The 25,845-nt window shown below is 57.1% G+C and carries 18 protein-coding genes; 8 read left to right on the forward strand and 10 right to left on the reverse strand.

The genetic code is table 11. From position 1 onward, the window contains the following. Position 1 precedes the first annotated feature (1 nt). Positions 2-481, reverse strand: coding sequence for a GNAT family N-acetyltransferase (locus tag PU683_RS13845; RefSeq protein WP_277172357.1), 480 nt, complete (start codon positions 479-481; stop codon positions 2-4). 167 nt (positions 482-648) lie between these two features. Between PU683_RS13845 and PU683_RS13850 the strand changes: the two genes are divergently transcribed. Continuing rightward, positions 649-1,470, forward strand: a complete 822-nt coding sequence (locus tag PU683_RS13850; RefSeq protein WP_277172360.1) for an alpha/beta fold hydrolase — start codon at positions 649-651, stop codon at positions 1,468-1,470. Between the two features lie 124 nt (positions 1,471-1,594). Here PU683_RS13850 and PU683_RS13855 read toward each other — a convergent pair whose 3' ends face one another. The 3 genes from PU683_RS13855 to PU683_RS13865 form a co-directional block, all read right to left on the reverse strand. Next, positions 1,595-3,373 carry a thiamine pyrophosphate-requiring protein gene (locus PU683_RS13855; protein WP_277172362.1) on the reverse strand — a complete coding sequence of 593 codons (1,779 nt, stop codon included), beginning with the start codon at positions 3,371-3,373 and terminating at the stop codon, positions 1,595-1,597. Positions 3,374-3,489: 116 nt separating this feature from the next. Continuing rightward, positions 3,490-5,040, reverse strand: a complete 1,551-nt coding sequence (locus PU683_RS13860; protein ID WP_277172364.1) for a sensor domain-containing diguanylate cyclase — start codon at positions 5,038-5,040, stop codon at positions 3,490-3,492. A gap of 77 nt (positions 5,041-5,117) precedes the next feature. Then, positions 5,118-6,347 carry a diguanylate phosphodiesterase gene (locus tag PU683_RS13865; RefSeq protein WP_277172366.1) on the reverse strand — a complete coding sequence of 410 codons (1,230 nt, stop codon included), beginning with the start codon at positions 6,345-6,347 and terminating at the stop codon, positions 5,118-5,120. A 476-nt stretch (positions 6,348-6,823) separates the two neighbouring features. On the opposite strand from PU683_RS13865, the gene PU683_RS13870 reads away from it, so the two are divergent. From PU683_RS13870 to adhP, 6 genes are all read left to right on the forward strand, one after another. Next, a complete protein-coding gene (locus tag PU683_RS13870) occupies positions 6,824-8,362 on the forward strand; it encodes a methyl-accepting chemotaxis protein (protein WP_277172368.1) in 1,539 nt (512 codons plus the stop codon). Between the two features lie 54 nt (positions 8,363-8,416). Then, on the forward strand, positions 8,417-9,493 hold the full coding sequence (locus tag PU683_RS13875; protein WP_277172370.1) for a mannuronate-specific alginate lyase: 1,077 nt from the start codon (positions 8,417-8,419) through the stop codon (positions 9,491-9,493). Positions 9,494-9,672: 179 nt separating this feature from the next. Next, the gene (gene sra / locus PU683_RS13880; protein ID WP_023478646.1) at positions 9,673-9,810 is read left to right on the forward strand and encodes a stationary-phase-induced ribosome-associated protein; all 138 of its coding nucleotides are present in this window, start codon (positions 9,673-9,675) and stop codon (positions 9,808-9,810) included. Between the two features lie 421 nt (positions 9,811-10,231). Further along, positions 10,232-11,935: an NAD-dependent malic enzyme gene (locus tag PU683_RS13885; protein WP_277172373.1), complete on the forward strand. Its 1,704-nt coding sequence runs from the start codon at positions 10,232-10,234 to the stop codon at positions 11,933-11,935. Between the two features lie 306 nt (positions 11,936-12,241). Beyond that, complete coding sequence (locus PU683_RS13890; protein WP_277172375.1) at positions 12,242-13,951, forward strand: ABC-F family ATP-binding cassette domain-containing protein; 1,710 nt, start codon at positions 12,242-12,244, stop codon at positions 13,949-13,951. Positions 13,952-14,220: 269 nt separating this feature from the next. Continuing rightward, positions 14,221-15,231: an alcohol dehydrogenase AdhP gene (adhP, locus tag PU683_RS13895; RefSeq protein ID WP_277172377.1), complete on the forward strand. Its 1,011-nt coding sequence runs from the start codon at positions 14,221-14,223 to the stop codon at positions 15,229-15,231. A gap of 267 nt (positions 15,232-15,498) precedes the next feature. Here the strand turns inward: adhP and araJ are convergent, their stop codons facing one another. Continuing rightward, positions 15,499-16,668 (reverse strand): MFS transporter AraJ, encoded by a 1,170-nt coding sequence (araJ, locus tag PU683_RS13900; RefSeq protein WP_277172379.1) that lies wholly within the window; start codon positions 16,666-16,668, stop codon positions 15,499-15,501. 118 nt (positions 16,669-16,786) lie between these two features. Next, positions 16,787-17,698: a LysR family transcriptional regulator gene (locus tag PU683_RS13905; protein ID WP_277172381.1), complete on the reverse strand. Its 912-nt coding sequence runs from the start codon at positions 17,696-17,698 to the stop codon at positions 16,787-16,789. Between the two features lie 109 nt (positions 17,699-17,807). Here PU683_RS13905 and PU683_RS13910 point away from each other — a divergent pair, with 109 nt between their 5' ends. Beyond that, the gene (locus PU683_RS13910; RefSeq protein ID WP_277172383.1) at positions 17,808-18,998 is read left to right on the forward strand and encodes an MFS transporter; all 1,191 of its coding nucleotides are present in this window, start codon (positions 17,808-17,810) and stop codon (positions 18,996-18,998) included. 353 nt (positions 18,999-19,351) lie between these two features. Here the strand turns inward: PU683_RS13910 and fdnI are convergent, their stop codons facing one another. The 4 genes from fdnI to PU683_RS13930 all read right to left on the reverse strand — a co-directional run bounded on the left by fdnI (position 19,352) and on the right by PU683_RS13930 (position 25,737). Beyond that, entirely contained in the window at positions 19,352-20,008 is a 657-nt protein-coding gene (gene fdnI / locus PU683_RS13915; RefSeq protein ID WP_277172384.1) for a formate dehydrogenase-N subunit gamma, read from the reverse strand. Continuing rightward, positions 20,001-20,885: a formate dehydrogenase subunit beta gene (gene fdxH / locus PU683_RS13920; protein ID WP_277172386.1), complete on the reverse strand. Its 885-nt coding sequence runs from the start codon at positions 20,883-20,885 to the stop codon at positions 20,001-20,003. Before fdxH ends, fdnI begins: the two co-directional genes overlap by 8 nt. 12 nt (positions 20,886-20,897) lie before the next feature. Beyond that, positions 20,898-23,945, reverse strand: a complete 3,048-nt coding sequence (fdnG, locus tag PU683_RS13925; RefSeq protein ID WP_277172388.1) for a formate dehydrogenase-N subunit alpha — start codon at positions 23,943-23,945, stop codon at positions 20,898-20,900. Between the two features lie 304 nt (positions 23,946-24,249). Continuing rightward, a complete protein-coding gene (locus PU683_RS13930; protein WP_277172390.1) occupies positions 24,250-25,737 on the reverse strand; it encodes a SmvA family efflux MFS transporter in 1,488 nt (495 codons plus the stop codon). Between the last annotated feature and the right edge of the window lie 108 nt (positions 25,738-25,845).

Below are 25,845 nucleotides of genomic sequence, written 5' to 3' on the forward strand. Positions count from 1 at the left end.
CTTACTCTCCGCTTAAGGGGTAAACCATTTCAATACAACGCAGATCCGCCTTCGCCAGCTGCGAGTGATAAACGCTCTCCTGCACGACGGCAAAGCCGCGTTTCTGATAGAAGATGCAGGCATTGGGCGTAGCCGCAAGCCGAAGATGGCTAAAGCCTCGTCGCAGCGCCTCCTGCTTCAGAACGTCCAGAATGCGCGTCGCCATCCCGTGCCCCTCCCACGCCGGCAGGGTGAAAATCGCCTCGATGCTACCGGTGGCAATATCGAGAAAGCCCGTCGCCACCGGCTGCCCCTCTTCAGATAGCGCGACATAAAAGGGGTTCTCCCTAATCATCGCCACCTGCCCCTGCGGCATGGCCTCCGGCGTCCAGGCGGCAATGACCTCATCGGCATAGACGCCTTTGCAGCCGTGGCGGATCGCTGCATTGCGAATATGCCAGATAACCGGTGCTTCTTCGGGGTGTGCCAGCCTGATCGCCACTCTCTCTCCTTACGGATTCTCCGATTCCATCCGCACGCTCTGCACGCGCGCAATGGGCTGCTACAGTTTTACGGTAGTGATTCGAAACGCGAAGCGAATTGGCCGCGATACGAACATTAATGAATAAATAGAAAGAATGTGTCACCACTCAACGATGAGGTAAGGCAATGAGTACTATCAAAACGCAAGATGGAACGCAGATCTACTACAAAGATTGGGGTTCAGGTAAACCGGTGCTGTTCAGCCACGGCTGGCCGCTGGATGGTGATATGTGGGACAGCCAGCTCAACTTCCTCGCCGAGCGCGGTTATCGGGTTATCGCTTTTGACCGTCGCGGCTTTGGCCGTTCCGGGCAGCCGTGGAACGGCTACGACTACGATACCTTTGCCTCCGATATCAACGATTTGATCACCGCGCTGGATCTGCATGACGTCACGCTGGTCGGCTTCTCCATGGGCGGCGGTGATGTGGCACGCTACATAGGTCGCTATGGCACTTCACGCGTGGCAGGCCTGGCGCTGCTGGGTGCCGTCACCCCTATTTTTGGCAAAACGGACGACCATCCTGAGGGCGTCGACAAAAGCGTATTCGATGAGATCAAAGCGGGTCTGCGCAAAGATCGCGCGCAGTTTATCAGCGATTTCGCCACGCCCTTTTATGGGCTTAATGCCGGGCAGAAGGTCTCCGATGGCGTACTCACGCAAACTCTGAATATCGCCCTGCTGGCGTCGCTGAAAGGGACGATTGATTGCGTCACCGCCTTCTCCGAAACCGACTTCCGCGAAGATATCAAAAAAGTGGATGTACCGACGCTGGTGATTCATGGCAGCAATGACCAGGTGGTGCCGTTTGAGGCGACCGGTAAACTCTCTGCCGAGATGATCCCCGGTGCCGAACTGAAGGTGTATGACAACGGCCCGCACGGCTTTGCCGTGACCCACCAGGATCAGCTTAACGACGATCTGCTGGCTTTCTTGCAGAAGATTTGAGTGACACTCTCCAGGCCGTATTAAGGCGGAGCCGCCATCAGGCATTTTGCCGGGTGGCGCTACCCTTACCGGGCCTACAAATCCCCTCACTGCCCGGTGACGTTATTGTCACCGGGCTTTTGCATCACTTCTTATGGAACAGCTGGCTGGCGGTGTCGCTAATCACCTGCACCGCGCCGCGATCGCCCTTCGCCATTGAGGCCATAAAGGCTTTCGCCTGCTTAAAGGTGATATGCGGCGGCAACGGTGCCACTTCCGGATCCGTCTTCACCTCCAGCACCACCGGCCGATCGGACTGCAACGCCTGCTGCCAGGCGGTTGAGAGCGCATCCGGGTTATCAACAAAAATACCGCCCAGCCCCAGCGATTGCGCAAACTCGGCATAACGCACATCCGGCAGCTGTTGGGTCGCCTCAAAGCGTGGATTGCCCTCCATCACCCGCTGCTCCCAGGTCACCTGGTTGAGATCCTGGTTGTTGAAGACACAAATCACCAGCCGCGGATTGGCCCACTGCTGCCAGTACTTCTGAATGGTAATCAGCTCGGCCATGTTGTTCATCTGCATTGCCCCATCGCCCACCAGCGCGACAACTACCTTCTCCGGCGCAGCAAATTTCGCCGCAATGGCATAGGGCACCGCCGCGCCCATACAGGCCAGCCCGCCGGAGAGCGACGCGCGCTGCCCCTGCTTAACGCGATAATCGCGGGCAAACCAGTTGGCGCACGAACCGGAATCGGAGGTGACAATTGCGTCATCGGGCAGCAGCGGCGACATCTCCCACACCACACGCTGCGGGTTGACCGGGTTCGCCGGTGCCATGGCGCGCTGTTCCATCAGCTCCCACCAGCTGCGCACATTTTTGGCAATCGACTCCTGCCAGCTGCGGTCGCTTTTCTGCTCCAGTAGCGGCAGCAAGGCGCGTAACGTCTCAGCCGAATCGCCGTGCAGGTTCACTTCGCACGGGTAACGCAACCCCAGCATCGCCGGGTCGATATCAATCTGTACGGCGCGGGCGCTGCCTTCCGGCGGCAAAAATTCGGTCCACGGGAAACCGCTGCCAATCATCAACAGCGTGTCGCACTCCTGCATCAGTTTCCACGAAGGTTCGGTGCCGAGCAGGCCAATCGAGCCGGTAACAAAAGGCGCATCGTCAGGCAGCACATCCTTACCGAGCAGCGCTTTTGCCACCCCGGCACCCAGCACATTCGCCGCCTGCACCACTTCGACCGCCGCATTGCGCGCACCGGCACCAATCAGGATCGCCACTTTTTTACCGGCATTGAGCACCTCTGCGGCGCGCTTGAGATCGGCTTCATGAGGAATAATGCGCGGGCGCTGATAGCCCGAGCCGGAGTGGGTAAAGCCGTGGGCATGCTGCGGGGCCTGCCAGGGCTCGTCCTGCACATCTTTCGGGATAATGACTACCCCGACGCCATTCTGTGCCATCGCCACGCGCACGCCGCGATCGACCAGATGACGCACCTGCGCGGGCGTTGCGGCTTCCTGGACAAAGTTGGCGACATCGGAGAAGACACGATCAAGATTCATCTCCTGCTGATAACTGGCACCGCGCGCGGTGGTCTCCGCCTGACCGGCAATCGCCAGCACCGGGGCGTGATCCATTTTGGCGTCGTAGAGACCGGTCAGCATATGGGTCGCCCCCGGGCCGCCGGTCGAGAGACAGACGCCCAGCTCGCCGGTAAATTTAGCATGGCCAACCGCCATAAAGGCCGCCATCTCTTCATGACGCACCTGGATAAACTCAATGCCGTCGCCGGATTTATTCGCGCGCTGAATTGCCCCGAGCACGCCGTTGATGCCGTCTCCCGGATAACCATAAATACGTGTCACGCCCCACTCTTTCAGGCGCTGAACGAAGAAATCGCTGGTTTTCATGCTCATCGTGCTTTCTCCTTGCAGCTTCATTAGAAACATTAAGGGTAGTCGATGCTGATGCAGGTATTGGATTTGGAAGTCCCAGGCCGGGTCAGCGCAGCGCCACCCGGCAGGATCTCATATCAGGAGGCGGCCAGCGCCCGGTCGCGCCCGTCAATTTTCGCCTGATAGAGCGCTTTATCCGCCCCCTCTTTCAGGCGAATGGCGTCATCGTAATTTTGATCGGCAACCAGGCTGTAACACCCGGCGCTGATGGTTACAATGCTCTGCTGCGCGCTGGTCTTAACGTGTGGGATCTGCGCATTACGCACCGCGGTCACCGCCTGTCGGGCGACAAACAGCGCCGCTTCAGGCCCGGTATCCGGCAGAATAATGGCAAACTCTTCGCCGCCGTAGCGAGCAATTAAATCATTCGGTCGCAGTTTGAGCTTTTGCAGAATCTCTCCTACCATCCGCAGGCAGTTATCCCCGGCAACATGGCCATAAAAATCGTTATAGCGCTTGAAATAGTCAATATCGATCATGATCAGCGCCACCGGTTTTTCCGTCAGCGCAGAGGCCTTCAGGCTTTTACTTAAAAAGAGATCGAACTGGCGACGGTTCGCAAGCCCGGTCAGCCCATCGGCCAGCGCCATCAGTTGCAGCGTATGGTTGATACTGGTCAGCTCATCACGCAACACCGCAAGCTCGGTCTGATTACGCACATTGAGCCGCACCTGGCGAAAAATAATCGAGCCCATCAACAGGGTGCCGAGCAGCAGCATGCCGTTAAGCACCAAATCCGGCAGGCTCTCCTGCAACCACGTGTTCCACAGCGCCGGTCTGTCGTAACCAGCGGCGACCACCAGCGGATAGCGCTCAAGCCGGGCAAAGCCGTAGGTCCGCTCAACGTGATCAAGGGCGGAGACCCAGGTCCCGTTACCGCGATCTTTTCGCGCCAGCTCTCGGGTAAAGAGCGGGCTGGCAGAGAGATTGCGGTTGATAATCTCCTCACCATAGGGGCGCACATACAGCGCGGTGCCATCAACATTCAGCAGGGCGAGCATGTCGCGATTACCCAATTCAAAATAGGCATAAAAGTGGCGGAAGTAGTCGATTCTTACCGTCGCCAGCAGGATGCCCTCAAATCCACCCGCTTTGTCGCTGATGCGTAACGACACCGGGATCACTAAATCTCCGGTTGTGCGGCTGCGGATCACATGACCAATGTGCACACCACCGTGACCATTACGGCGATGATAGAGAAAATATTCGCGGTCGCTGTTGTTGGACATCACCGGGATTTTGCCAAACGAAGTCGACTTCATATTCCCCTGAGCGTCATAAACCATCAGGCCATGCAGTTGCGGCAGTCGGGATTTCAGATCCGCAAGATAGATATCAAACTGTTGCGCGTTAATCTGGTCAACGTTCTCGACAGGCAGATTACGACGGATATCACGCAGCACCAGCTCCGTCTGCAGAAAGGTATCTTCCGCTTGCCGCGCCTGCGAGATAGAGAGATTAACCGCATCGCGCTCAATATCCTCGATCGTGCGCTCCCAGGAGCGAGTCAGCGTCCAGGTGGTGGTTGCCACCCCGGCCAGCAGCAATGTGACGATAAAAAAGGTGATACTGCGCCCCAGCGAAGATTCGAGAGCCAGTTTCCGTGCGAGCTGCTTTCTAAATTTCATCCACGCTCCTTTGTCACATCCACTGTCGATTGGTTAAGCATAGAAGCACGATGATCCATAAGCCAAACCGAATGCCATCAGGGTTTCTTGCCAAGCGGAACGCGCTCAGGCCAGTTAATTGCCGGAACGCCATTTAACATCGGGCGGGCAAAGAGGAAACCCTGAAAACGCTCGATACCGACGGCTTCAAGCCAGCACCACTCCTCCACCTTCTCGACCCCTTCCGCGACAACGCTAATTTGTAGCTCTGCACAGCACTCGAGAATGGCTTTCACGATCGCCTGTTTCGGGCCATGAAGATGAATATCGGTAACGATGGTGCGGTCGATTTTCAGCTTATCGGGCTGAAACTTGGCCAGCAGCGACAGGCCGGCAAAGCCGGAGCCGAAATCATCAATCGCCAGACCAATCCCCGCAGCGCGCAGTTGGCGAATCGCCCAGGTGAACTCGTCATAGCTGGAGATCACCTCATCTTCCGTCACTTCGACAATAATCTGCCCGGGGCTGAGCTTATTGCGCGCAACGTGTTCGAGGAGAATATCCACCGCACCCGGGATCTTCACCAGCGACATCGGCAGCAGGTTAAGAGCGATTTTGTGATGACCAATGCCGATGCGTCGCGCCATTGCCAGCGCCCATGCTTTGGAGGCGAGATCCGCTTCATGCAGCTTCTCAGAAGCAATGGTCGCGAAATAGTCCTGCGGACTGCCGCCATCCGGCCCGCGGATCAGCGCTTCCAGCGAGGAGATTTTGCCGCGCATCGGTTCGATGATCGGCTGAAAGGCGAACTGACAAGGCTGCCCCTCAAGTACAGACAGCGTCTCATGGCTAAACGGCGACTCTTTGCGGATAAAGCGCCACTCGTCGGGCGAGGTATTACGTACGCCGCCGTTGTTATTCGCGCAGGAGATAAAATTGCGGATAAATTTGTAGGCGCGATCGCTGCTCGCCTGGTTGTAGCGCACCATGCCAAAGCGTAACACGGCGCGTAATACCGTCGCGGGCTGCACCGTTCGCAGGTCAAAGAGCACCATCCCGCGATCGACAAAGCGGCGGCGCGGCGCAAAATCGCGCAGCAACTCAACGATATTGCCGTGGCGGACGTCACTGTTGATGCGCTCAAAAACGCTGTTGACCGACTCCAGCGGTCCTTCAAGAACCTGCAAAAAGTACTCGCCGTCGAACAATAAGATACCCGTTACCTGCAACGTTGCGTTGCTGTGGTTCGCTCGCTCGACGATAGCAGTCAGTTGAGAGGGAATTAATGCCCGATTCAGTCGGCTACGGTATATCAAAGTCGCTAACACGCGATGCTACCCTCAAAATGCCCACAAAGAATCCGATTGGATGGTGCCCATCGCGGGAGTCTAACAATAGACTGCTCATCCCGTTCGTTGAACAGAGACCAATCTGTTAGTGTGATCGCAGATTAGAGCGTATTCACGTTGCGAATTGCACCACCCATACTCGCCGCCCGATGTTAAGAGCGCCTTTTTCCGGGGAGGCTTTTTCACCCTTTCCCGCATCGCTCACCATCAGTTTAGCTTAAGGTTTTACTTACCTCCGGGATTTATTCCCCACCGAATTTTATTTTTCAAAATAATAACAATCAGTCGCTTTACTGCTCAAGCGACACTTAAAAAATAATTAATCTAACGGCTTTTCGTGTCGCATAACTTCATGGAAAATGCCCGGGTAAAACAATAACGACATTTCATTAAGAAAAATGAACATGCTCTTTGCGCCTGTGGCAATAAATGGCGCGTTCCATCGTGGGATTATTATGAAACTCAACACACCCGTTACACAAAAAGAATATTTGCTTAACGAAGACTCGACATTATTGTCGACGACCGATATGCAAAGCCACATTACTTATGCCAACACGGCGTTTATTGAAGCCAGCGGCTTTACGGAAGCACAGCTAAAAGGTCAGCCGCACAATATTATTCGGCATCCGGACATGCCGCCCGCCGCCTTCGGCGATATGTGGTTTACGCTCAGGCAAGGCGACAGCTGGACCGGGCTGGTCAAGAACCGCCGTCAAAATGGCGATCACTATTGGGTACGCGCCAACGTGACGCCGGTATATCAGCAAGGGGAGTTAACCGGCTATATCTCGGTGCGTAATGTACCGGCGCGCGAGGAGATTGACGCCACATCGACGTTTTATCAGCGCGTTAATGAAAATAAAACGAAAGGTTATAAATTTTATAAAGGATTGCTGGTTCGACGGGGTATACTCTCATTTTTATCGTTATTTCAGCGCATCAGCACAGCTGGCCGCATTTATTTCGGCGTCATCACCTCTGCGGTCCTGTTAATGGCATTGCAGTTCCTCTCATTAAATAACATAGAAAAATCTGCGGCAGTGTTAATTATCTTTGCCCTGCTCACGCTCTTCTTGCAGCAGCAATTCTCCCGCCCGCTGAAAATCGTCCTCGCACAAATGCAGCGCGTGGTTTCTGGCCGCAAAGCCGATTACCGGCACTTTAATCGCGTCGACGAAATTGGGCTTCTGATGCGCCTGGTGAATCAGTCCGGGCTTAACCTCAATTCGCTGGTTGGCGATGTCTCGGCGCAGATTGCGGGTATCCGCGCCGTAAGCGAGCAGATCGCTCGTGAAGGCGACGCGCTGCACACCCGTACGGCAGAAACTACCGCCGACCTGCACCAGACGGCGGCGGCGGTAGAGGAGATCGCCAGCGCGGTGAAACAGACGGCGGAAACCGCGTCGGACACCATGAGCCGGGCGGACGAAACCAGCGCCAGCGCGATCAAGAGCGGAGAGGCGATGAAACAGGCTATCGCCATGATGCAGGCTGTCTCGGCAGATAACAGCAAGATCGTCGATATTATCGGCGTCATCGACAGCATCGCCTTTCAGACCAACATTCTGGCGCTCAACGCTGCGGTGGAAGCGGCGCGCGCCGGTGAAGCGGGCCGCGGGTTTGCGGTGGTCGCCACCGAGGTGCGCAATCTGGCCCAGCACTCTGCCTCAGCGGCGCGGCAGATCCAGACGCTGATTGAACACAATGTGGCAAACGTCAAAAGCGGTGTCGGGCTAGTCGCCAGCACGGAAAACCATCTGACGACGATGATCGACAATGTGATCGCTATGTCGACGATGATAAAAGAGATTGGCACCGCCACCCATGAACAGACGCAGGCGCTGGCGCTGATTAATGACTCGGTTTCCCGACTCGGCGGCATGACGCAAACCAACAGCGGCATGGTTGACCATGTCACGCAGGCGGCAGAAAATCTCGCGGCCCGCGCCGCGCGCCTGAATCGTGCGGTGCATGTTTTTGGCGGCAACTGAGAAGCAAACCCCCATGCTATAGTCCCCCTTCCAGTAGCGGAAGGAGAACGTAGCATGGTGTTTCTGCGCGCAGGGCTGATCTTTATTCTCTTAACCGCGGCGACGCTCGCCGCGCCCCTTGTTCCCCCCGCCGGTTTCAGGCAGCCGCCGGCAGCGCATGCGCTGGCTGAAACGTTCTCTTGCCCCGATGCCCCACCGCCCTTTACCGGTACACTCGATTTTCGCAGTAAATATGAAGGTTCAGATAGCGCCCGCGCCACGCTCAATCCGCAGGCGGAAGCAGCCTTCCACCAGCAAACCCGCGCCATCGCCGAAATGGAAAAATTTGTCAGCGCGCATATCACCGCCTGGCACCGCAGTGGTGATACACGTGAGGTCTCCTGTCTGGTCACCGCGCTGAATCGCTGGGCAACAGCCGGGGCGCTACTCGGCGAGGCGCGCAATCACACCGGCAAATCGATGCGCAAATGGGCGCTGGCGACCTTCTCGTCAGGCTGGCTTCAGCTGCAATTTTCGAAAAGCCATCCGCTGAGCGCCTGGCCTGAGCAGACGCAAAACATAACCCGCTGGCTGGGAGAGATGGGTGATTTGACCGCCAGCGAGTGGCGCGATTTACCGTTGAACAAAGTCAACAACCACAGCTACTGGGCGGCATGGGCATTAATGGCAACCTCGGTGGCGACCGGGCGGCAGGATCTCTTTGACCAGTCACTGACGATCTACCGCACCGCCCTGCAACAGATTGATGCCGAGGGTTTTCTGCCCAATGAACTGCGCCGCCGCCAGCGGGCGCTTGCCTACCACAACTACGCCCTGCAACCGCTGGTGATGATCGCCCTTTTCGCCCGCGCTAATGGGGTCGATACCCTTAAGGAAAACAGCACTGCGTTACCGCGCCTCGCCACGCAGGTGATTGCCGGGCTGGATAACCCGCAACCCTTCACCGAACGCAGCGGGGCTGCGCAGGATATCGCCTTTTTACAGCATCCGGCCAATCTCGCCTGGCTTGAGGCCTGGTGTCAGCTCGCAGACTGCGATAACGCCCTGCGCACGCGGCTGGCCAACCTGCGACCATTGCAAAACAGGCGCCTCGGCGGGCCGGTGACGCTGCTGATCGGGCCAAAAGCGTGACGCGGCGCACAGGGTAGCGAGACTGTTCTTAAAAGTGCCCGATACGGTTGCGATTTGCGCGACGATAGCGGAGGATAATCGTTCGGTATGGAGACATACCTTGCAATGATGTGATTGTATTTCGCCCGGCCAGTTACCGGGCTTGTCCTTGAAACACGCAACTGGATTAAGGAGTAAGCATGAAATCGAACCGTCAGGCACGTCATCTTATGGGACTGGATTACAAAGTGTCGAACACCCGTAAGGTTGTTACTAAAGACAACAACGAAGAGACCGTTGTCTCCCACCGCTCCGGCCGTCATCGCCGCGCGGGTTAACACCCACTCCCGCACCACCCTGCGGGGTGGTGTTTATCCCCGGTTTGCTTCGCACTACTCTGTCTCTGCTTTCTTCACCCGCTTCCCGTCCGCTCCCTGAACGTAAACCGCGTCATCAAAAATGAATTGACCCTGAAACTTTACGGTTGCATGCCAGTTTTCCTCGTCGGCGACCAGGCTCCGAAGGTCTATTCTGACTGCATGAAGATCGTGAACGGCTTCGGGTTTTATTTTTGTTATGCCGCCAGCCTCACGTTTCGGCTCGCCAGATACCGATTACCAGGAAAGTTGATAAAAATTCAATCAACCAATAGGTCAATCAGGAAGTATTTGCTCATTCAATGCTTTATAATTGCGCCCGCCGCTGTACCCGCGTGCGACCTCACCCCCCGCGCGCGTTCGTTTCTCAAGGAGCTGTTAGATGAATGCCAAACATAATAAGAATCGGTCGCTGTATATTCCCTACGCAGGACCCGTATTGCTCGAGTTTCCCCTGCTGAACAAAGGTAGCGCCTTCAGCGTTGAAGAGCGCAGCAGTTTCAACCTGCTGGGCCTGCTACCGGAAGTGGTCGAAACCATTGAAGAGCAAGCCGAGCGCGCCTGGTTGCAGTATCAGGGCTTTAAGACCGATATCGATAAACACATTTACCTGCGTAACATTCAGGACACCAACGAAACCCTCTTCTACCGCCTCGTCGAAAACCACCTCGAAGAGATGATGCCGGTGATCTACACCCCGACGGTCGGCTGGGCGTGCGAACGCTTCTCAGATATCTACCGCCGCGCGCGCGGTGTGTTCATCTCCTGGCAAAACCGCGGCAGCATGGATGACATTCTGCAAAACGTGCCGAACCACAATATCAAAGTGATTGTGGTGACCGACGGCGAGCGCATTCTCGGCCTTGGCGACCAGGGCATTGGCGGGATGGGCATTCCTATCGGTAAGCTGTCGCTCTACACCTCCTGCGGCGGCATCAGCCCGGCTTACACCCTGCCGGTGGTGCTGGATGTCGGCACCAACAACCAGCAACTGCTCAACGATCCGCTCTATATGGGCTCCCGTCATCCGCGTATTACCGGCGATGACTACTACGCCTTTGTGGATGAATTCATTCAGGCCGTGAAACAGCGCTGGCCGGATGTGCTGCTGCAGTTCGAAGATTTCGCGCAGAAGAACGCCATGCCGCTGCTTAATCGTTATCGCGATGAGATCTGCTCCTTTAACGATGACATTCAGGGCACGGCGGCAGTGACCGTCGGTACGCTGATAGCCGCCAGCCGCGCGGCGGGCAGCCAGCTTAGCGATCAGAAAATTGTCTTCCTCGGTGCCGGTTCAGCCGGATGTGGCATCGCCGAGCAGATCATCGCCCAGACGCAGCGTGAAGGGCTCAGCGAAGCGGCGGCGCGACAGAAAGTCTATATGGTCGACCGTTTCGGTCTGCTGACCGATGGTATGCCGAATCTGCTGCCGTTCCAGACCGGGTTAGTACAGAAACGCGAAAATCTGCAGAGCTGGGACATCGGTACGGAGAACGAAGCGATCTCCCTGCTTGATGTGGTGCGCAATGTGAAGCCGGATATCCTGATCGGTGTCTCCGGCCAGACCGGGCTGTTCACGGAGGAGATTATCCGTGAGATGCACAAACACTGCCCGCGCCCGATCGTGATGCCGCTCTCTAACCCGACGTCACGTGTGGAAGCGACGCCGCAGGACATTATCAGCTGGACCAACGGCATGGCGCTGGTTGCCACCGGCAGCCCGTTTGCCCCGGTGCAGTGGCAGGATAAAACCTTCCCGATTGCCCAGTGCAACAACGCCTATATCTTCCCGGGCATCGGCCTTGGCGTCATCTCTTCCGGCGCATCGCGTATCACTGACGATATGCTGATGGCGGCAAGTGAGACGCTGGCTGAGTACTCGCCGCTGCTGCTTAACGGCGAAGGGCTGGTGCTGCCGGAGCTGAAGGATATTCAGGTAGTGTCGCGTGCGATTGCCTTTGCCGTTGGTAAAATGGCGCAGCAGCAGGGTGTGGCGGTGAAAACCTCCCCTGAAGCGCTGAAGCAGGCCATTGATGACAACTTCTGGGAGCCGCAGTACCGCAACTACCGCCGTACCTCGATTTAACTCTCACCGCAACCCGGAGCACACCGCTCCGGGTTTTTTGTTGCTGGTAAATCATTCACTTCCTCGCTAAACTCCTTTTTACCCATCAACTTACTGAATATAAAAAAGGAGGCTACCTATGCTGTATTGTGAATTGTTTGACTATTCACATGCATTTGGCGATCGCGCCAGCTCAAGCGTTACCGGTATCGTGCTGCGATAACCTCTGCTTGAGCGAAGCATAACTCTCCCTTCCCTCGGGCTTACCGGGTTGTCGTCAGCGATGTTTGACGAGGCGTTTTCACGCCTGTAACTCTTGAGTAAGCAATGAGCACACTACTATCTGCACAATCAATCCGTGTTGAGACCGCGTTCGGTCCGCTGTTTTCTGACCTCTCCTTTACCCTGAAAAAGGGCGATCGCCTCGGGCTTATTGGCGACAATGGCTGCGGCAAAAGCACCCTGCTGAAGGTGCTTGATGGCACTCTCTCCCCGCTTTCCGGTACGGTGACACAGGCGCACCACTGCCTGCTGGCGCGCGTGGAACAACATCTTCCCAATGCGCTGCTGGCGATGACGCTGCTTGATGCCGTGCTGGCACGGATCCCCCCTGCTGAACGGGAAACCCAGCGCTGGCGCGCAGAAACGCTGCTCGCCACAATGGGGCTCAACGAACAGGAGATTGCCTTAACGGCCGCGACGCTGAGCGGCGGGCAACATACCCGGCTGCTGCTGGCGCGGGCGCTGATCCGCGAGCCCGATCTGCTGTTACTGGACGAACCGGGCAACCACCTCGATCTGCCAACCCTGCTGTGGCTGGAGCAGTTTCTGCAAAGCTGGTCCGGCAGCTTTGTGATGGTCTCCCACGACGCCGCGCTGCTGGATGCCGTCACCAACGGTACGTGGATCCTGCGCGACCAGACGCTGCACGGCTTCGCCTTACCCTGCACCCTGGCGCGCAACGCGCTGGAGGAGCGGGATGAGAGCGATGTCCTGCGGCATAAAGCGGAGCAGAAGGAGATTGACCGCGTGACTGCCAGTGCTAAACGGCTGGCGACATGGGGACGCGTCTACGACAACGAAGACCTGGCGCGCAAAGCGAAACAGATGGTTCGCCAGGTGGAACGTCTGAAAGCGAGCCAGACGTCGCTGACCGACGGCAGCCAGTGGCGGCTGGCGCTGCACGGCGAGCCCTTAGCGGCTGACCGTTTGCTGGAGATGGAGAACCTGGCGGTCTCTGCCGTGCCGGGGCTGCCCGCGCTGTTCCGTATCCCGCTTACCCGCCTGAAAAGCGGCGATCGGGTGGCGGTGCTCGGACGCAACGGCTGCGGGAAATCCTCCCTGCTCAGGCTTATCTGGCAGGTTTACCACCAGCAGGCGTTCGACGGCCTGCGCCTGCATCCGCGGCTGCATGCCGGGTATTACGATCAGAGCCTGCACCAGTTGCCGGATGAAGCGACCCTGTTCGATGCGCTGGAGCCTTTCGCCCCCGCGCCAGGTGAGAGGAAAATGGCGTTGATCAGCGCCGGGTTTGCCTTCTCTCGTCATGGTCAGCGTGTGGCAACGCTCAGCGGTGGCGAGCGCTCACGGCTGCTCTTTGTCGGGCTGTCGCTGGCGCGCTTTAACCTGCTGATGCTTGATGAGCCGACCAACCATCTTGATATGGCGGGCAAAGAGGCGCTGGCCCAGGCGCTAACAGCGTTCAGCGGCGGCGTGCTGCTGGTGAGCCACGACCGGCAACTCATCAGCCAGAGCTGTAACCGCTTCTGGCTGGTGGAAGAGGGTCAACTGAGCGAGTGGCATGATGCAGACGCGGTGTTTGCGCGTCTGCGTGAACGCGCTGGCTCGGCGGTGGCGGCGGTTGACGCACAGCCCGGCCACGCCGCTTTGCCGGACGATGCCGATATCCTGCTGGAGCGGTTAATCGATCTGGAAACGCGGCTGGAGGAGGATCTGGCGCGCAAAGCGAAGCATCAAAAGCCCCAGCTGCAGGCGCAGTGGCGCGAGGAGATTGCGCGTCTTCGCTTACTGCTGTAGTCGTTTTACTTTTCCTGTAAAGGCACCGTAAGGTGCCTTTTTTTGCATATTCCCCACACATTGATGACATCTGCGCAGCACGATTTGTAACCGTATTAACCGTATGATTACTAACCATTTACCCTACCTGATATAAGGGTAATGCCAGCAAAGTATGTCATTCTGTTGCCAGGCTATTGAATCCCTTCCCTGAACCATTAACTCTTAAAGGGTATAGGGGGATGAAGCGATAGCGCTTCATCGTACTTTTGCCAGCAAGGAGATTAAAGATGAAAGCTGCGGTTGTTACTCAGGATCACCAGGTCACTATTGCAGAGAAGACGCTGCGCCCGCTGAAACATGGCGAAGCACTGCTGAAAATGGAGTGTTGCGGCGTGTGCCACACCGATCTGCATGTTAAAAATGGTGATTTTGGCGACAAAACCGGGGTGATCCTCGGTCATGAAGGGATTGGCATCGTCACGGAGATCGCCGAAGGCGTCACCTCGCTTAAACCGGGCGATCGCGCCTCTGTTGCGCGGTTTTTCCAGGGCTGCGGTCACTGCGAATATTGCAACAGCGGCAATGAAACCCTCTGCCGCGATGTGGTCAACGCCGGTTACACCGCAGATGGCGGCATGGCGCAGGAGTGCATTGTGGTGGCGGATTACGCGGTAAAAGTGCCGGACGGCCTCGGCTCCGCGGAAGCCAGCAGCATCACCTGCGCGGGTGTCACCACCTATAAAGCGGTGAAAGTGTCGCAGATCAAACCGGGTCAGTGGATCGCAATTTATGGTCTGGGCGGCCTCGGCAATCTGGCGTTGCAGTACGCGAAAAATGTTTTTAATGCCAAAGTGATCGCCATTGATGTTAATGACGAACAGCTTAAGCTTGCCGCCAGCATGGGTGCCGATCTGACCATCAACTCGCGCAGCGAAGATGCAGCGAAAGTGGTGCAGGAGAAAACCGGCGGTGCGCATGCGGCCGTGGTTACCGCCGTGGCGAAATCAGCCTTTAACTCTGCGGTTGACGCCGTGCGCGCCGGTGGACGCGTTGTCGCCGTTGGTCTGCCGCCGGAAGCGATGAGCCTTAATATTCCGCGTCTGGTGCTGGACGGCATCCAGGTAGTGGGTTCGCTGGTCGGCACCCGCCAGGATCTGAGCGAAGCATTCCAGTTCGCCGCCGAAGGGAAAGTGGTGCCGAAAGTCGCCCTGCGCCCGCTGGAAGATATCAACGCCATCTTTAAAGAGATGGAGCAAGGCCAGATCCGTGGCCGTATGGTGATCGATTTACGTCATTGATCGCGCACGGTGCAGGGTGCTTGCGCCCTGCACCGCTCTCACAATTGCACCCCATCCCCGCCGTTTTGCGTTTTTCTGAAAAGCTTGTCTCATCTCCTCTATTCCCTTGTTCTGGCGCTCCCTGGTTGATGAGGGCGAGATTCAAATACGAGATAACAAAGGAATTCACCGCTTATCGGATGATGCGGCGCTTATCCGGCCTACGGAGCATTGACTCTCTCATCTTCTGCTGGCGGGATAAGGCATAAGTCGCCACCCGGTCACGCGTTACACTGTCACCACTTCTGCCTGATGCCTGGTAATGCGACGGTTGTAAATCAGCAGCGAAGCGAGCGCGGCGAAGGTCAACACCGCCGCTGGCAGCGCCAGATAGTCATAGGTCAAGCCGAAAGCGATAATCAGCCCGCCAAACCATGCCCCCACCGCGTTACCGAAATTAAACGCCATCTGCCCACCTGCGGCACCCAGCATTTCGCCGCCCTTCGCATTTTGCAGCAGCATAATTTGCAGCGGCGCGGAGAGCGCAAACAGCCCGGCACAGCATAAAAAGCCTAACGAAAGCGCACCCGCTTTGCTGTCACCGAGGAAAAATAGCGCCACCATCGCCAGCATGATCACCAGTTCAGTCGCTGCCGCAATGCGTATCGGGCTGAACCTCGCCGACAGTTTGCCGCTGAACATGTTCCCCAGCACCATCCCCAGCCCCATAAGCATCATAATCAGCGTCATGGCGTTTTGCGAAAAACCGGAGACGCTCACCATAAAGGGCTTCACGTAGCTGAACCAGGCAAAAACCCCGGCATTACCAAACATGGTGGCGGCGAAAATCAGCCACGGCTCCGGCTTTTTCAGAAAGTGAAACTGCTCGCTCAGGCGGGTCGGCGCGGTGTCATACAGGCTCGGTACCCAGAAAATGACCGACACCATTACCAGCACAAAGAAGAGCGAGATCAGCACAAAGGTGTAGCGCCAGCTAAAGAGATGCCCGATCCACGTACCAAGAGGTATACCGATCAGGTTAGCGACGGTCATCCCGGCAATCATCCCGGCCACTGCCATTGTCACTTTGCCCGGCGGCGCGATTTTAGAGAGGATAATGGCGCCGACGCCAAAAATAGCCCCGTGCGGGAAACCAGAGATCAGCCGGCCAATCACCAGCATCGGGTAGGCGCTGGAGAAGGTGAAAATCGTGTTACCGACAAAACAGAGCGCCACCAGAAAGAGCAGCACTTTTTTGAGGGAAAACCGACTGGAGAAGATTGCCATGATTGGCGCGCCAATCACCACCCCCGCCGCATACGCGGAGATCATATGCCCCGCCGACGGAATGGAGATCCCCACGTTATTCGCAAGCTCCGTCAACACGCCCATAATACCGAACTCAGCCATCCCAAGACCAAAGGTCGCAAGTGCCAGCGAAAAAACCGTTTTTTTCATACCACTAACCACTTATTGAAAGTTTGCGACGGGCATTATTGACCATTCGCGTAAGGCAGACCAGTTGAAACCTGCCCGCTGACGTTTTAATCCATGAATACAGTTTTTCTGCCCCTGCCTAATCAACCGGGCTCTGCAGCCCCTGCTGCAGAAAATCAATTAGCGCTCGTGTTTTGACCGGCAGATAGCGTCGGCTGGAGTAGATCGCAACCAGACGCAGCGGCGCGGCCGCCTCAGGGAAAGCGATCTCCACCAGACGCCCCTCGTCGATGGGCTGCCGGCAGGCATGGTTTGACAGGATGGCGAAGCCCACTCCCGCCAGCGCAGCTTTAAAGGCCATCTCACCACTGTTAACGCGATAATGGCCCTTCACGTTGACCACCTCATGCTTACCCGCCGCATCGACAAATTGCCAGGCCGCGCCGTTCAGTGCGCTGACGGTGGTAATGCAGGGTAAGGTTTCAAACTGGCGGATGGAAACCGGCAGACCATAGCGTTCAATTAACGCGGGCGCAGCCACGATAGTGCAGGGAAACGTTGCCAGAGGACGGGCGATGTAATCGCTGTCATCCAGCTCTCCGCGGGTGACGATAACGGCGACATCCACCTCTTCGCGCAGGGATTCGAAGCCGGACAAATTGGTTATGCAGCTTATCTCCAGGGCCGGGTAACGGCAGGCGAACTCTGCCAGCAGATCGCCAAGGAGCGCTGGCCCCATCTCGCTCGGAATGCAAATGCGCAGCGGCCCTTTGAGCTGCACCTGCCGCGACATCAACTCCGCCTCCGTCTGCTCCAGCGACTCAAGCAGGGGTTTGGAGCGCGTGTAGAGAAGCTGCCCGGAGGGTGTCAGTTTCCGGTGACGCGTCGTGCGCTCGATAAGCTGCACGTTGAGCATCTCTTCAAGCCGGGCAACCGTCCGGCTGACATTTGATGTCGGCATAGCCAGCGCCTTCGCCGCCGCCACAAAACTCCCTTTATCCACCACCGCACAGAAGATCTTCAACGCGGTGAAATCGAGTCCTGCCCGCATATTTATCCCACTTTTGATAACAATGATGGTCATTTTTACCGACTTATTCTCAAAACCGCCAGGTATTAGAGTGCCCACTCCCCTTTTTTACAGGTTCAACTTATTGCTTATGTCACAACAAAACGCGTCCCGGACTCTTACCTGCATGGCCATCACTGTCTCCTTTATCCAGTTCGCTAACGCGCTGGAATATATGGCCTTCAATCCCCTGTTCGCCTTTATGGCCCCGACTTTTGCGGTGCCGCTCGCCTTCTCTGGCTATGTCTCTGCCGCCTATACGTTTGCGGCGATGTTCTCCGGACTGATCGCCTTCTACTTCATCGGCGTCATCAATCAGAAGCGTTTCCTGCTCAGCAATATGGCGCTGCTCTGCATGCTGACTGCCATGACGACACTCACCACCCACTTTGGCGTGCTGCTGACGCTGCGCTTTTTTGCCGGGCTGGTCGGCGGCACGACCATGGGTGTGGCGATAAGCCTGCTCATCAACGCTGCGCCAGCGCAGCTACGCGGCAAAATGGTGTCGACGGTGATCGCCGCGTTCTCCATGATCAGCATTGTCGGCATGCCAGCGGTACTGTTTATCTGCTCCCGCTGGGGATGGAAAAGCGCTCTTCTGTCAATCAGCGCCTGCTGCCTTGTGGCACTGGTACTGATTGCGCGCTTTATTCCCGCCCAGCAGGCGTGCGCAAGCCCACGCCAGAAGATAACCCTTGATGCTCAAACAGTGCTCTTCGCCTCTGGCAATGCGCTGGTGCAGTTCAGCCCAATGCTGCTCGTTCCTCTGCTGGTGCCTCTGATGCACCTGCTAGGTGCATCGGTCACGGAGCTTGCCTGGCTCTTTTTTGCCGGGGGAATCGCCGGGTATCTCGCGACCCGGCTTACGGGCCTGCTCACGCAACGCTATACCATCCTGACGCTGGCGCTCGCCTCCAGCGTCCTGTTTATTGCCAGCCTGCTGATTCCCACGCTGCACTACGCTAATGCGTGGCTTTTTATCGTGCTGTTTCTCGCCGGTGCTTATAGCCGCCTGGTCTCTTCATCGGTGCTCACCCTGCAGTTCCCGGATAATGCGCAACGCGCGGGGTATAGCTCACTGCAAACGGCACTGATCCACCTCATCACCACCGCCGCGTTTTCACTCTCTTCATGGCTGCTCTCCGCCAGCATGCTGACACTCGATGCTCTGCGACCGTTACTGCTAGTTTGCGCCCTCAGTGCCCTTCTCTTTCCTCTGCTGGTGCCGGTGCTGCAGAGGAAGCTGGCGGCACGCAACCCGGCTCCATGCACAAACAAATAGGGTCGGCGTGTTTATCACGGGTGCAATCATCGTCATAACGGCGCTCGGCGTCACCAGCTAAACCAGCGGTAATGCCGGAGTATGGAAGATGCTTCGCAAAGATTTTCACGGGTTGCATGGCGTTACTTTATTCAGGAAGCGACCTCGCAATTTCTGCATGAGCCTGAAGAGAAGAGATTGCTGGCGGGGGCGCGGATTGCTAATTTCCGCAGCACATAACCAGGGAGATGATGCGTATGGGTGGAATTAAAAGAGAGGTAAATTGCGTTAATGTACGCAGCAAAGCGGAGGTAAAGCGTAATAAGAAGCAGCCAAAAAGCCGCTCCGGGCGCGATGCCGGAGCGGTAAGCGCGTTACTGAATGCCTTCCGTACTCTCTTTTTTAGCTTCGAGACGCTCAACGTCGCGATACCAGCGCGGATGGTGTTTCATTGCCCAGCGGCGGCTCACTTTGCCTTCAATCATGCCTTTGATCGAACCTTTCACCCAGAAGGCCATATACATATGGATCAGAATGGCGTGGATCAAAATAATTGCCGAAGTCGCATGCAGCAGCAGACTGTAGCGAATGACCTGGACTGGAAAGTAGTGGGCAAAGTAAGGGCGCCAGATAACGACACCGGTGACCAGCAGCACGCTCATCATGCTCATAATGGTCCAGAACATCATCTTCTGCCCGGCGTTGTACTTGCCGACCTTCGCCACTTTATGCTCATTACCTTTCAGCACCTCAACGATATTTTTCACCCACGGCCAGTCTTTCTTGTCCGGGATGTTGTGGTGCACGAAGCGCACGAACATAAACATCAGCGCCAGAAAGATCACCACCCCGAAAAAGGGATGCAGAATGCGCCCCATCTGCGGTGTGCCGAAGGTTTCCGTCAGCCACTGCAGCGTCGGGAAGAAGAAGGATATGCCGGAGAGCGCCACCAGAAAGAAGCAGATCACCACCGTCCAGTGACAGGCGCGATCGATAAACTTAGTGCGCACAATCATTTTCGACTTACTCATGATGATCCTCCTCTTCGTCATCCACCTCTTTATTGGGGCCAATGCCTATGTAGTGGTAAATCAGCCCGGCGAACGTGGCGAGGAAGCCCGCCGCCGACAGCGGTTTCAGTACACCTTTCCACAGCCCGACCGCTGTATCGATATGCGGATCGTTGGGCAGATCGTGATAAAGCTGCGGCCGGTCGGCATGGTGAAGTACATACATCACATGGGTACCCCCCACGCCCTGCGGGTTGTAGATGCCCGCGTTGCTGTAACCGCGCGCTTTCAGCTTTTCAACGCGCTGCTCGGCAAGCTCCAGCATCTCCTTTTTGGTGCCGAAATGAATAGCGCCAGTCGGGCAGGTCTTCACGCAGGCGGGCTCCTGGCCCACGCTGACGCGATCGACGCAGAGCGTACATTTATAGACCCGATTGTCCTCTTTACTGAGACGCGGGACATTGAATGGACACCCGGCGATGCAGTAGCCACAGCCGATGCAGTTCTCCTGCTGAAAGTCGACGATACCGTTCGCGTACTGAATGATTGCGCCGGCAGAGGGGCACGCCTTAAGGCAGCCCGGCTCTGCGCAGTGCATGCAGCCATCCTTGCGGATCAACCACTCCAGCTTGCCGTTCTGTTCGGTTTCGCTAAAGCGCATCACCGTCCAGGATTTAGCGCTGAGATCGGCGGGATTGTCATAGACCCCGACGCAGTGTCCCACCTCATCGCGGATATCATTCCACTCCGAGCAGGCCACCTGGCAGGCTTTGCAGCCAACACAGGTGGAGACATCGATAAGCTTGGCGACCTCCGCTTTATAGTCTCGCGTCCCTGGCGGCGGCGTGACGGGGTTAGTCGCAGAGCGTTTGATAATGTCCTGAGTTTCCATAGCCATAATGTCGCGCCCTTACGCCTTCTCGATATTGACCAAAAACGCTTTATATTCCGGCGTTTGCGAGTTCGCATCACCGACGTTAGGCGTCAGGGTGTTGGCGATATACCCCTTCTGCGCCACGCCTTCAAAGCCCCAGTGCAGCGGAATGCCCACGGTTTCAACCTGTTGACCATGCACCTGCAGGGTTTGCAGACGCCGTGTAACCACCGCCACCGCGCGAATAAAACCGCGCTGGCTGCTGACCGTCACGCGATCGCCATTGCGGATCCCTTTTGCCGCGGCCAGCGTTTCGCTGATTTCAACAAACTGCTCCGGCTGGGCGATGGCGTTGAGCCGCGCGTGCTTGGTCCAGGTGTGGAAGTGCTCCGTCAGACGATAGGTGGTGCCAACATAAGGGAAGTGCTCTTTTTTCCCCATGCGCCTCACATCCTCTGCGTAAATACGCACCACCGGGCTGGAGACCACGCTCGGATGCAGCGGGTTAGTGCCAAGCGGCGTTTCCACCGGTTCGTAATGCTCAGGGAACGGCCCTTCGGCGAGTTTATTGAGCGCAAACAGACGCCCCATCCCCTCCTGCTGCATGATAAACGGCCCGGTGTTGCTTCCCGGCGGCGCGGTGTTGTAGTCAGGAATGTCATTCCCGACCCACTTTGCGCCGTTCCACTGGATCAGCATCCGTTTCGCATCCCAGGGTTTACCCTGGAAATCCGCAGACGCACGGTTATAGAGCACCCGGCGGTTCATCGGCCACGCCCAGGCCCAGCCGAGCGTATTGCCCAGACCCGACGGATCGGCGTTATCCCGGTTTGCCATCTGGTTACCCTGCTCGGTCCAGCTGCCCGCATAGATCCAGCAGGACGAGGCGGTGGAGCCATCATCACGCAGCAGCGCAAAGCTGCTGAGCAACTGCCCTTTCTTCGCCAGAAGTTGGCCGTTGGTGTCATAGAGATCCGCCAGTGCGTAGCCGTTGTTCTCTTTTGCCACCTCTTCGGAATGCGGGTTATGCGGCTGGCTGTAGCCCCAGGACATCTTCAGCAGCGGCTCAGCGCCCTTGCCCCCCTCCATGCGGTACATTTCGCGCATCCGGTGGTAAATGCCTGCCAGGATCTCACCATCGTTAAGCGCTTCGCCCGGCGCATCCTGACCTTTCCAGTGCCACTGCAGCCAGCGCCCGGAGTTGGCAATCGAACCATCCTCTTCCGCAAAGCAGGTAGAAGGCAGACGGAACACTTCCGTCTCGATGGTCGACGGATCAACATCGTTCATCTCGCCGTGGTTCTGCCAGAAGCTGGAGGTTTCGGTCACCAGCGGATCGATCACTACCATGTACTTCAGCTTACTCAGAGTGCTGACGACCTTGTTCTTATCCGGGAACGAAGCCACCGGGTTGAAGCCCTGGCAGATGTAGCCCGTCACTTCGCCCTTCGCCATCATGTTGAAGTACTTGATGACGTCGTAGGATTGATCCCACTTCGGCAACCAGTCGAAGCCCCAGTCGTTCTCTTTTTGCGCCGCATCGCCATAGAACGATTTCATCAGGCTGACGAAGAACTTCGGATAGTTGCTCCAGTAGTTCACCTGATCGGGCAGCATCGCTTTCGGCGTATTTGCCGCCAGGTACTGTTGCAGATCGGTCTGTTTTTCCGACGGCAGCGTCAGGTAACCCGGCAGGCTGGTCGAGAGCAGCCCCAGATCCGTCAGCCCCTGAATATTGGAGTGGCCGCGCAGGGCGTTAACCCCGCCGCCGGCCATACCCATATTGCCGAGCAGCAGCTGGATCATCGCCATGGTGCGGATGTTCTGCGCACCGACCGTATGCTGCGTCCAGCCCAGCGCATAGAGGAACGTGGTGGTTCTGTCTACGGCGCTGGTCGAGGCGAGCACCTCGCACACTTTCAGGAAGTCCGCTTTGGGCGTACCGCAAATATTCTCTACCGTCTCCGGCGTGTAGCGGTCGACATGCTGCCTGAGCAGGTTCCAGACACAGCGTGGATGGGTCAGCGTCTCATCGCGTTTCGCATAGCCGTTGTCATCAAACTGGTAGTTCCACGTCGTTTTGTCGTACTGCCGTTTTTCAGCATCGTAGCCGCTGAACAAGCCCTCTTCGAAGGCAAAGTCATCCCGCACCAGCAGGCTGGCGTTGGTGTAGTGTTTGACGTATTCCGCGTTGATTTTGTTGTTTACAATCAGGTAGCGCAGCACGCCGGAGAGGAAGGTAATATCCGTCCCGGAGCGTATCGGCGCATAGATATCCGCCACCGATGCCGTGCGTGTAAAACGCGGGTCGACAACGATAAGCGTCGCGTCATTACTGTTTTTGGCTTCCATCGCCCAGCGGAAACCGACCGGGTGGGCTTCAGCGGCGTTGCCGCCCATCACCATCACCACGTTGGCGTTTTTGATATCAACCCAGTGGTTGGTCATCGCACCGCGACCAAATGTTGGAGCAAGACTTGCTACCGTTGGTCCGTGTCAGACGCGCGCCTGGTTATCTACCGCCAGCATGCCGAGAGAGCGCACAAATTTTTGCGTCAGCATGCCCGTTTCATTGCTTGCCGCCGAGGCGCACAGCATACCAGTGGAGAGCCAGCGGTTAACCTTCACCCCGGCGTCATTGGTTTCGACAAAGTGCGCATCGCGATCCGCTTTCATCAGGCGGGCGATACGGTTAAACGCCTCATCCCAGCTAATGCGCTGCCATTTATTCGAGCCTGGCGCACGGTATTCGGGATAGCGCAGGCGGTTTTCACTGTGAACATAATCAAGCAGCCCCGCGCCTTTCGGGCAGAGCGCACCGCGGCTGACCGGATGATCCGGGTCCCCTTCGATATGGTAAATCGCTTCTCTGGCGTTCTTTGCGCCATCGCCGAGGCTATACATTAATAGCCCGCAACCCACGGAACAGTAAGTACAGGAGTTTCGAGTCTCTTTTGCGCGCAGTAATTTATAATTTCGCGTCTGAGCCAGCGCCATCTTTGGGGCGAACCCTAAAGCAGCGACTGTGGTTCCTGCCATCCCGCCCGCGCAGATACGGAAAAATTGTCTGCGGTTGACGTTCATTGCTTTCCTCAATAATCAATCTTCGCTTGCGGCGGGGAAACTACACATTTCTCGGGGTTTAATAATTGCGGTAAATCAATAACGCCGGAGGCTTGACTCCTAATAGTCGCTGCCGTTGCGTTTGAGTGCCTCCTAAGAGGTAGGGGCGATCTGGCCGCACCGAAAAGGTCGTTGATTTTACAAGCAGCGGCAGTTGGCAGTTAGCAGTTGGCAGGCATAGAGACGGGAATAGCGTCCGGGGGAGACCAGGGGGTGGGCGCCCCGCTCTTCTACTGCTCGCAGAGCGCCCTGTTGCGGTGAAGGATTACTGTTTCTCAACGCGCGCGAGGCTAAACCACATGCCTATTGCCAGTACCACCAGCAGCATGCTGGCGGTGCTGAGCGCGACGCTGTGGGAGTGGGTGAATGCCGCTTTCGCTGCGGCAATAATCCCTTCAGCCAGCGCCGGGTCGGACTCCCGTGCCAGGCGGAAGGCTTCACCGATGGATGATGAAGCCTGTGCCGCCGCCTCGGCGCTCAGTTGTTGTGGCAGGTTGATGGTCGCGGAAAATGTGCGGCTTAAGATCAGGCCGAAGACCGCAATACCCAGACCCGCGCCCAGTTCATAGGACATGGTTTCAATCGCCCCCGCCGCCGCCGCTTTCTCCTTCGGCGCAGCGGCCATAATTGCCGCCGTCGAGGCCAGCAGCGCGCTGGCGGCGCTGAAGCCGAGCAGCGCCATCAGCACCGCCGCCTGCACCGGCTGGGTCGAGAAGTTGGTCAGCGACAGCCCAAAGAAGCTGATTGCGCTGAGCGCCATCCCGCCTGCCGCCACGCAACGCAGCCCCAGTTTTGAGACCAGCACCCCGGCAATCGGGCCACTAAAGCCGCTGGCAATCATCACCGGCAGCATAAAGACCCCGGCGGCAAAAGGCGTAAAGCCGTGCACAAATTGCAGCTCCTGCGCCATCAGCAGCTCGAAGCCCACCAGCGTCACCATCGCCATGATCGCCATCAGCGCGCCGCTGAGGATCACGCGGTGCGTAAAGAGACGCATGTCGATCATTGGCCGGCTCGCCGCCAGCTGAATGCGCACAAAACCGGTCAGTAACAGGCCGCCAAACAGCAGTGTGCTGGTCACCAGCCACAGCGGCAGCGTGCCTTTCATGGCGGTTTTAGCACTCCACACCAGCAACAGGATGGCAGCAATCAGCGCCAGGGCCTGGTTAAGGTGCAGCGGCTGATCGGCCCGCCCTTGCTGGCTCGGCACATACCGGGCGGTGAGCGCCATCACGACCAGCACAATTGGCACGTTGATAAGGAATACCGATCCCCAGTAAAAGTGTTCAAGTAGCATACCGCCAATCAGCGGGCCAAATGCCGCACCGCCGGAGCCAATCGCCGCCCAGACGCCAAGCGCGGTATTGCGGTGATGCGCCTGTGAAAAGGTCGTGCGGATCCCGGCCAGAGTGGCGGGTACAATCATCGCCGCACCCACGGCGAGCAGCGCACGAGTGGCAATCAGCCAGCCTGCGGTGGGGGCAAACGCCGCCAGCAGCGATGCGCCGCCGAACAAACCGCTACCAATCAGCAGCAGGCGCTTAAAGCCAATTTTGTCGCCTAATGCGCCCATCGGCAGCACCATTCCTGCCATCACCAGCGAATAGATATCGATGATCCAGAGTAGCTCATTCCCGCTGGCATCCAGCGCGGTGCTGAGCGTCGGCGCGGCAACATGCAGCACCGTCGCATCAATCGCCACCGGAATATAAACCAGCACAATGATGACCAACGTTAACCACTGACGAAACATAACTTCTTCCTCTTTTATCCATTCTGGACGCCTGTCCAGGAATGCGATCCTACGGATTGTTGAACGCATGTCCAGCTTTTTGTTACACTCCGCGGCATCTTTCAAGGG

Source organism: Candidatus Kosakonia sp. 282A-S69, assembly GCF_029433855.1.
GTDB classification, from domain to species: Bacteria; Pseudomonadota; Gammaproteobacteria; order Enterobacterales; family Enterobacteriaceae; genus Kosakonia; species Kosakonia cowanii_A.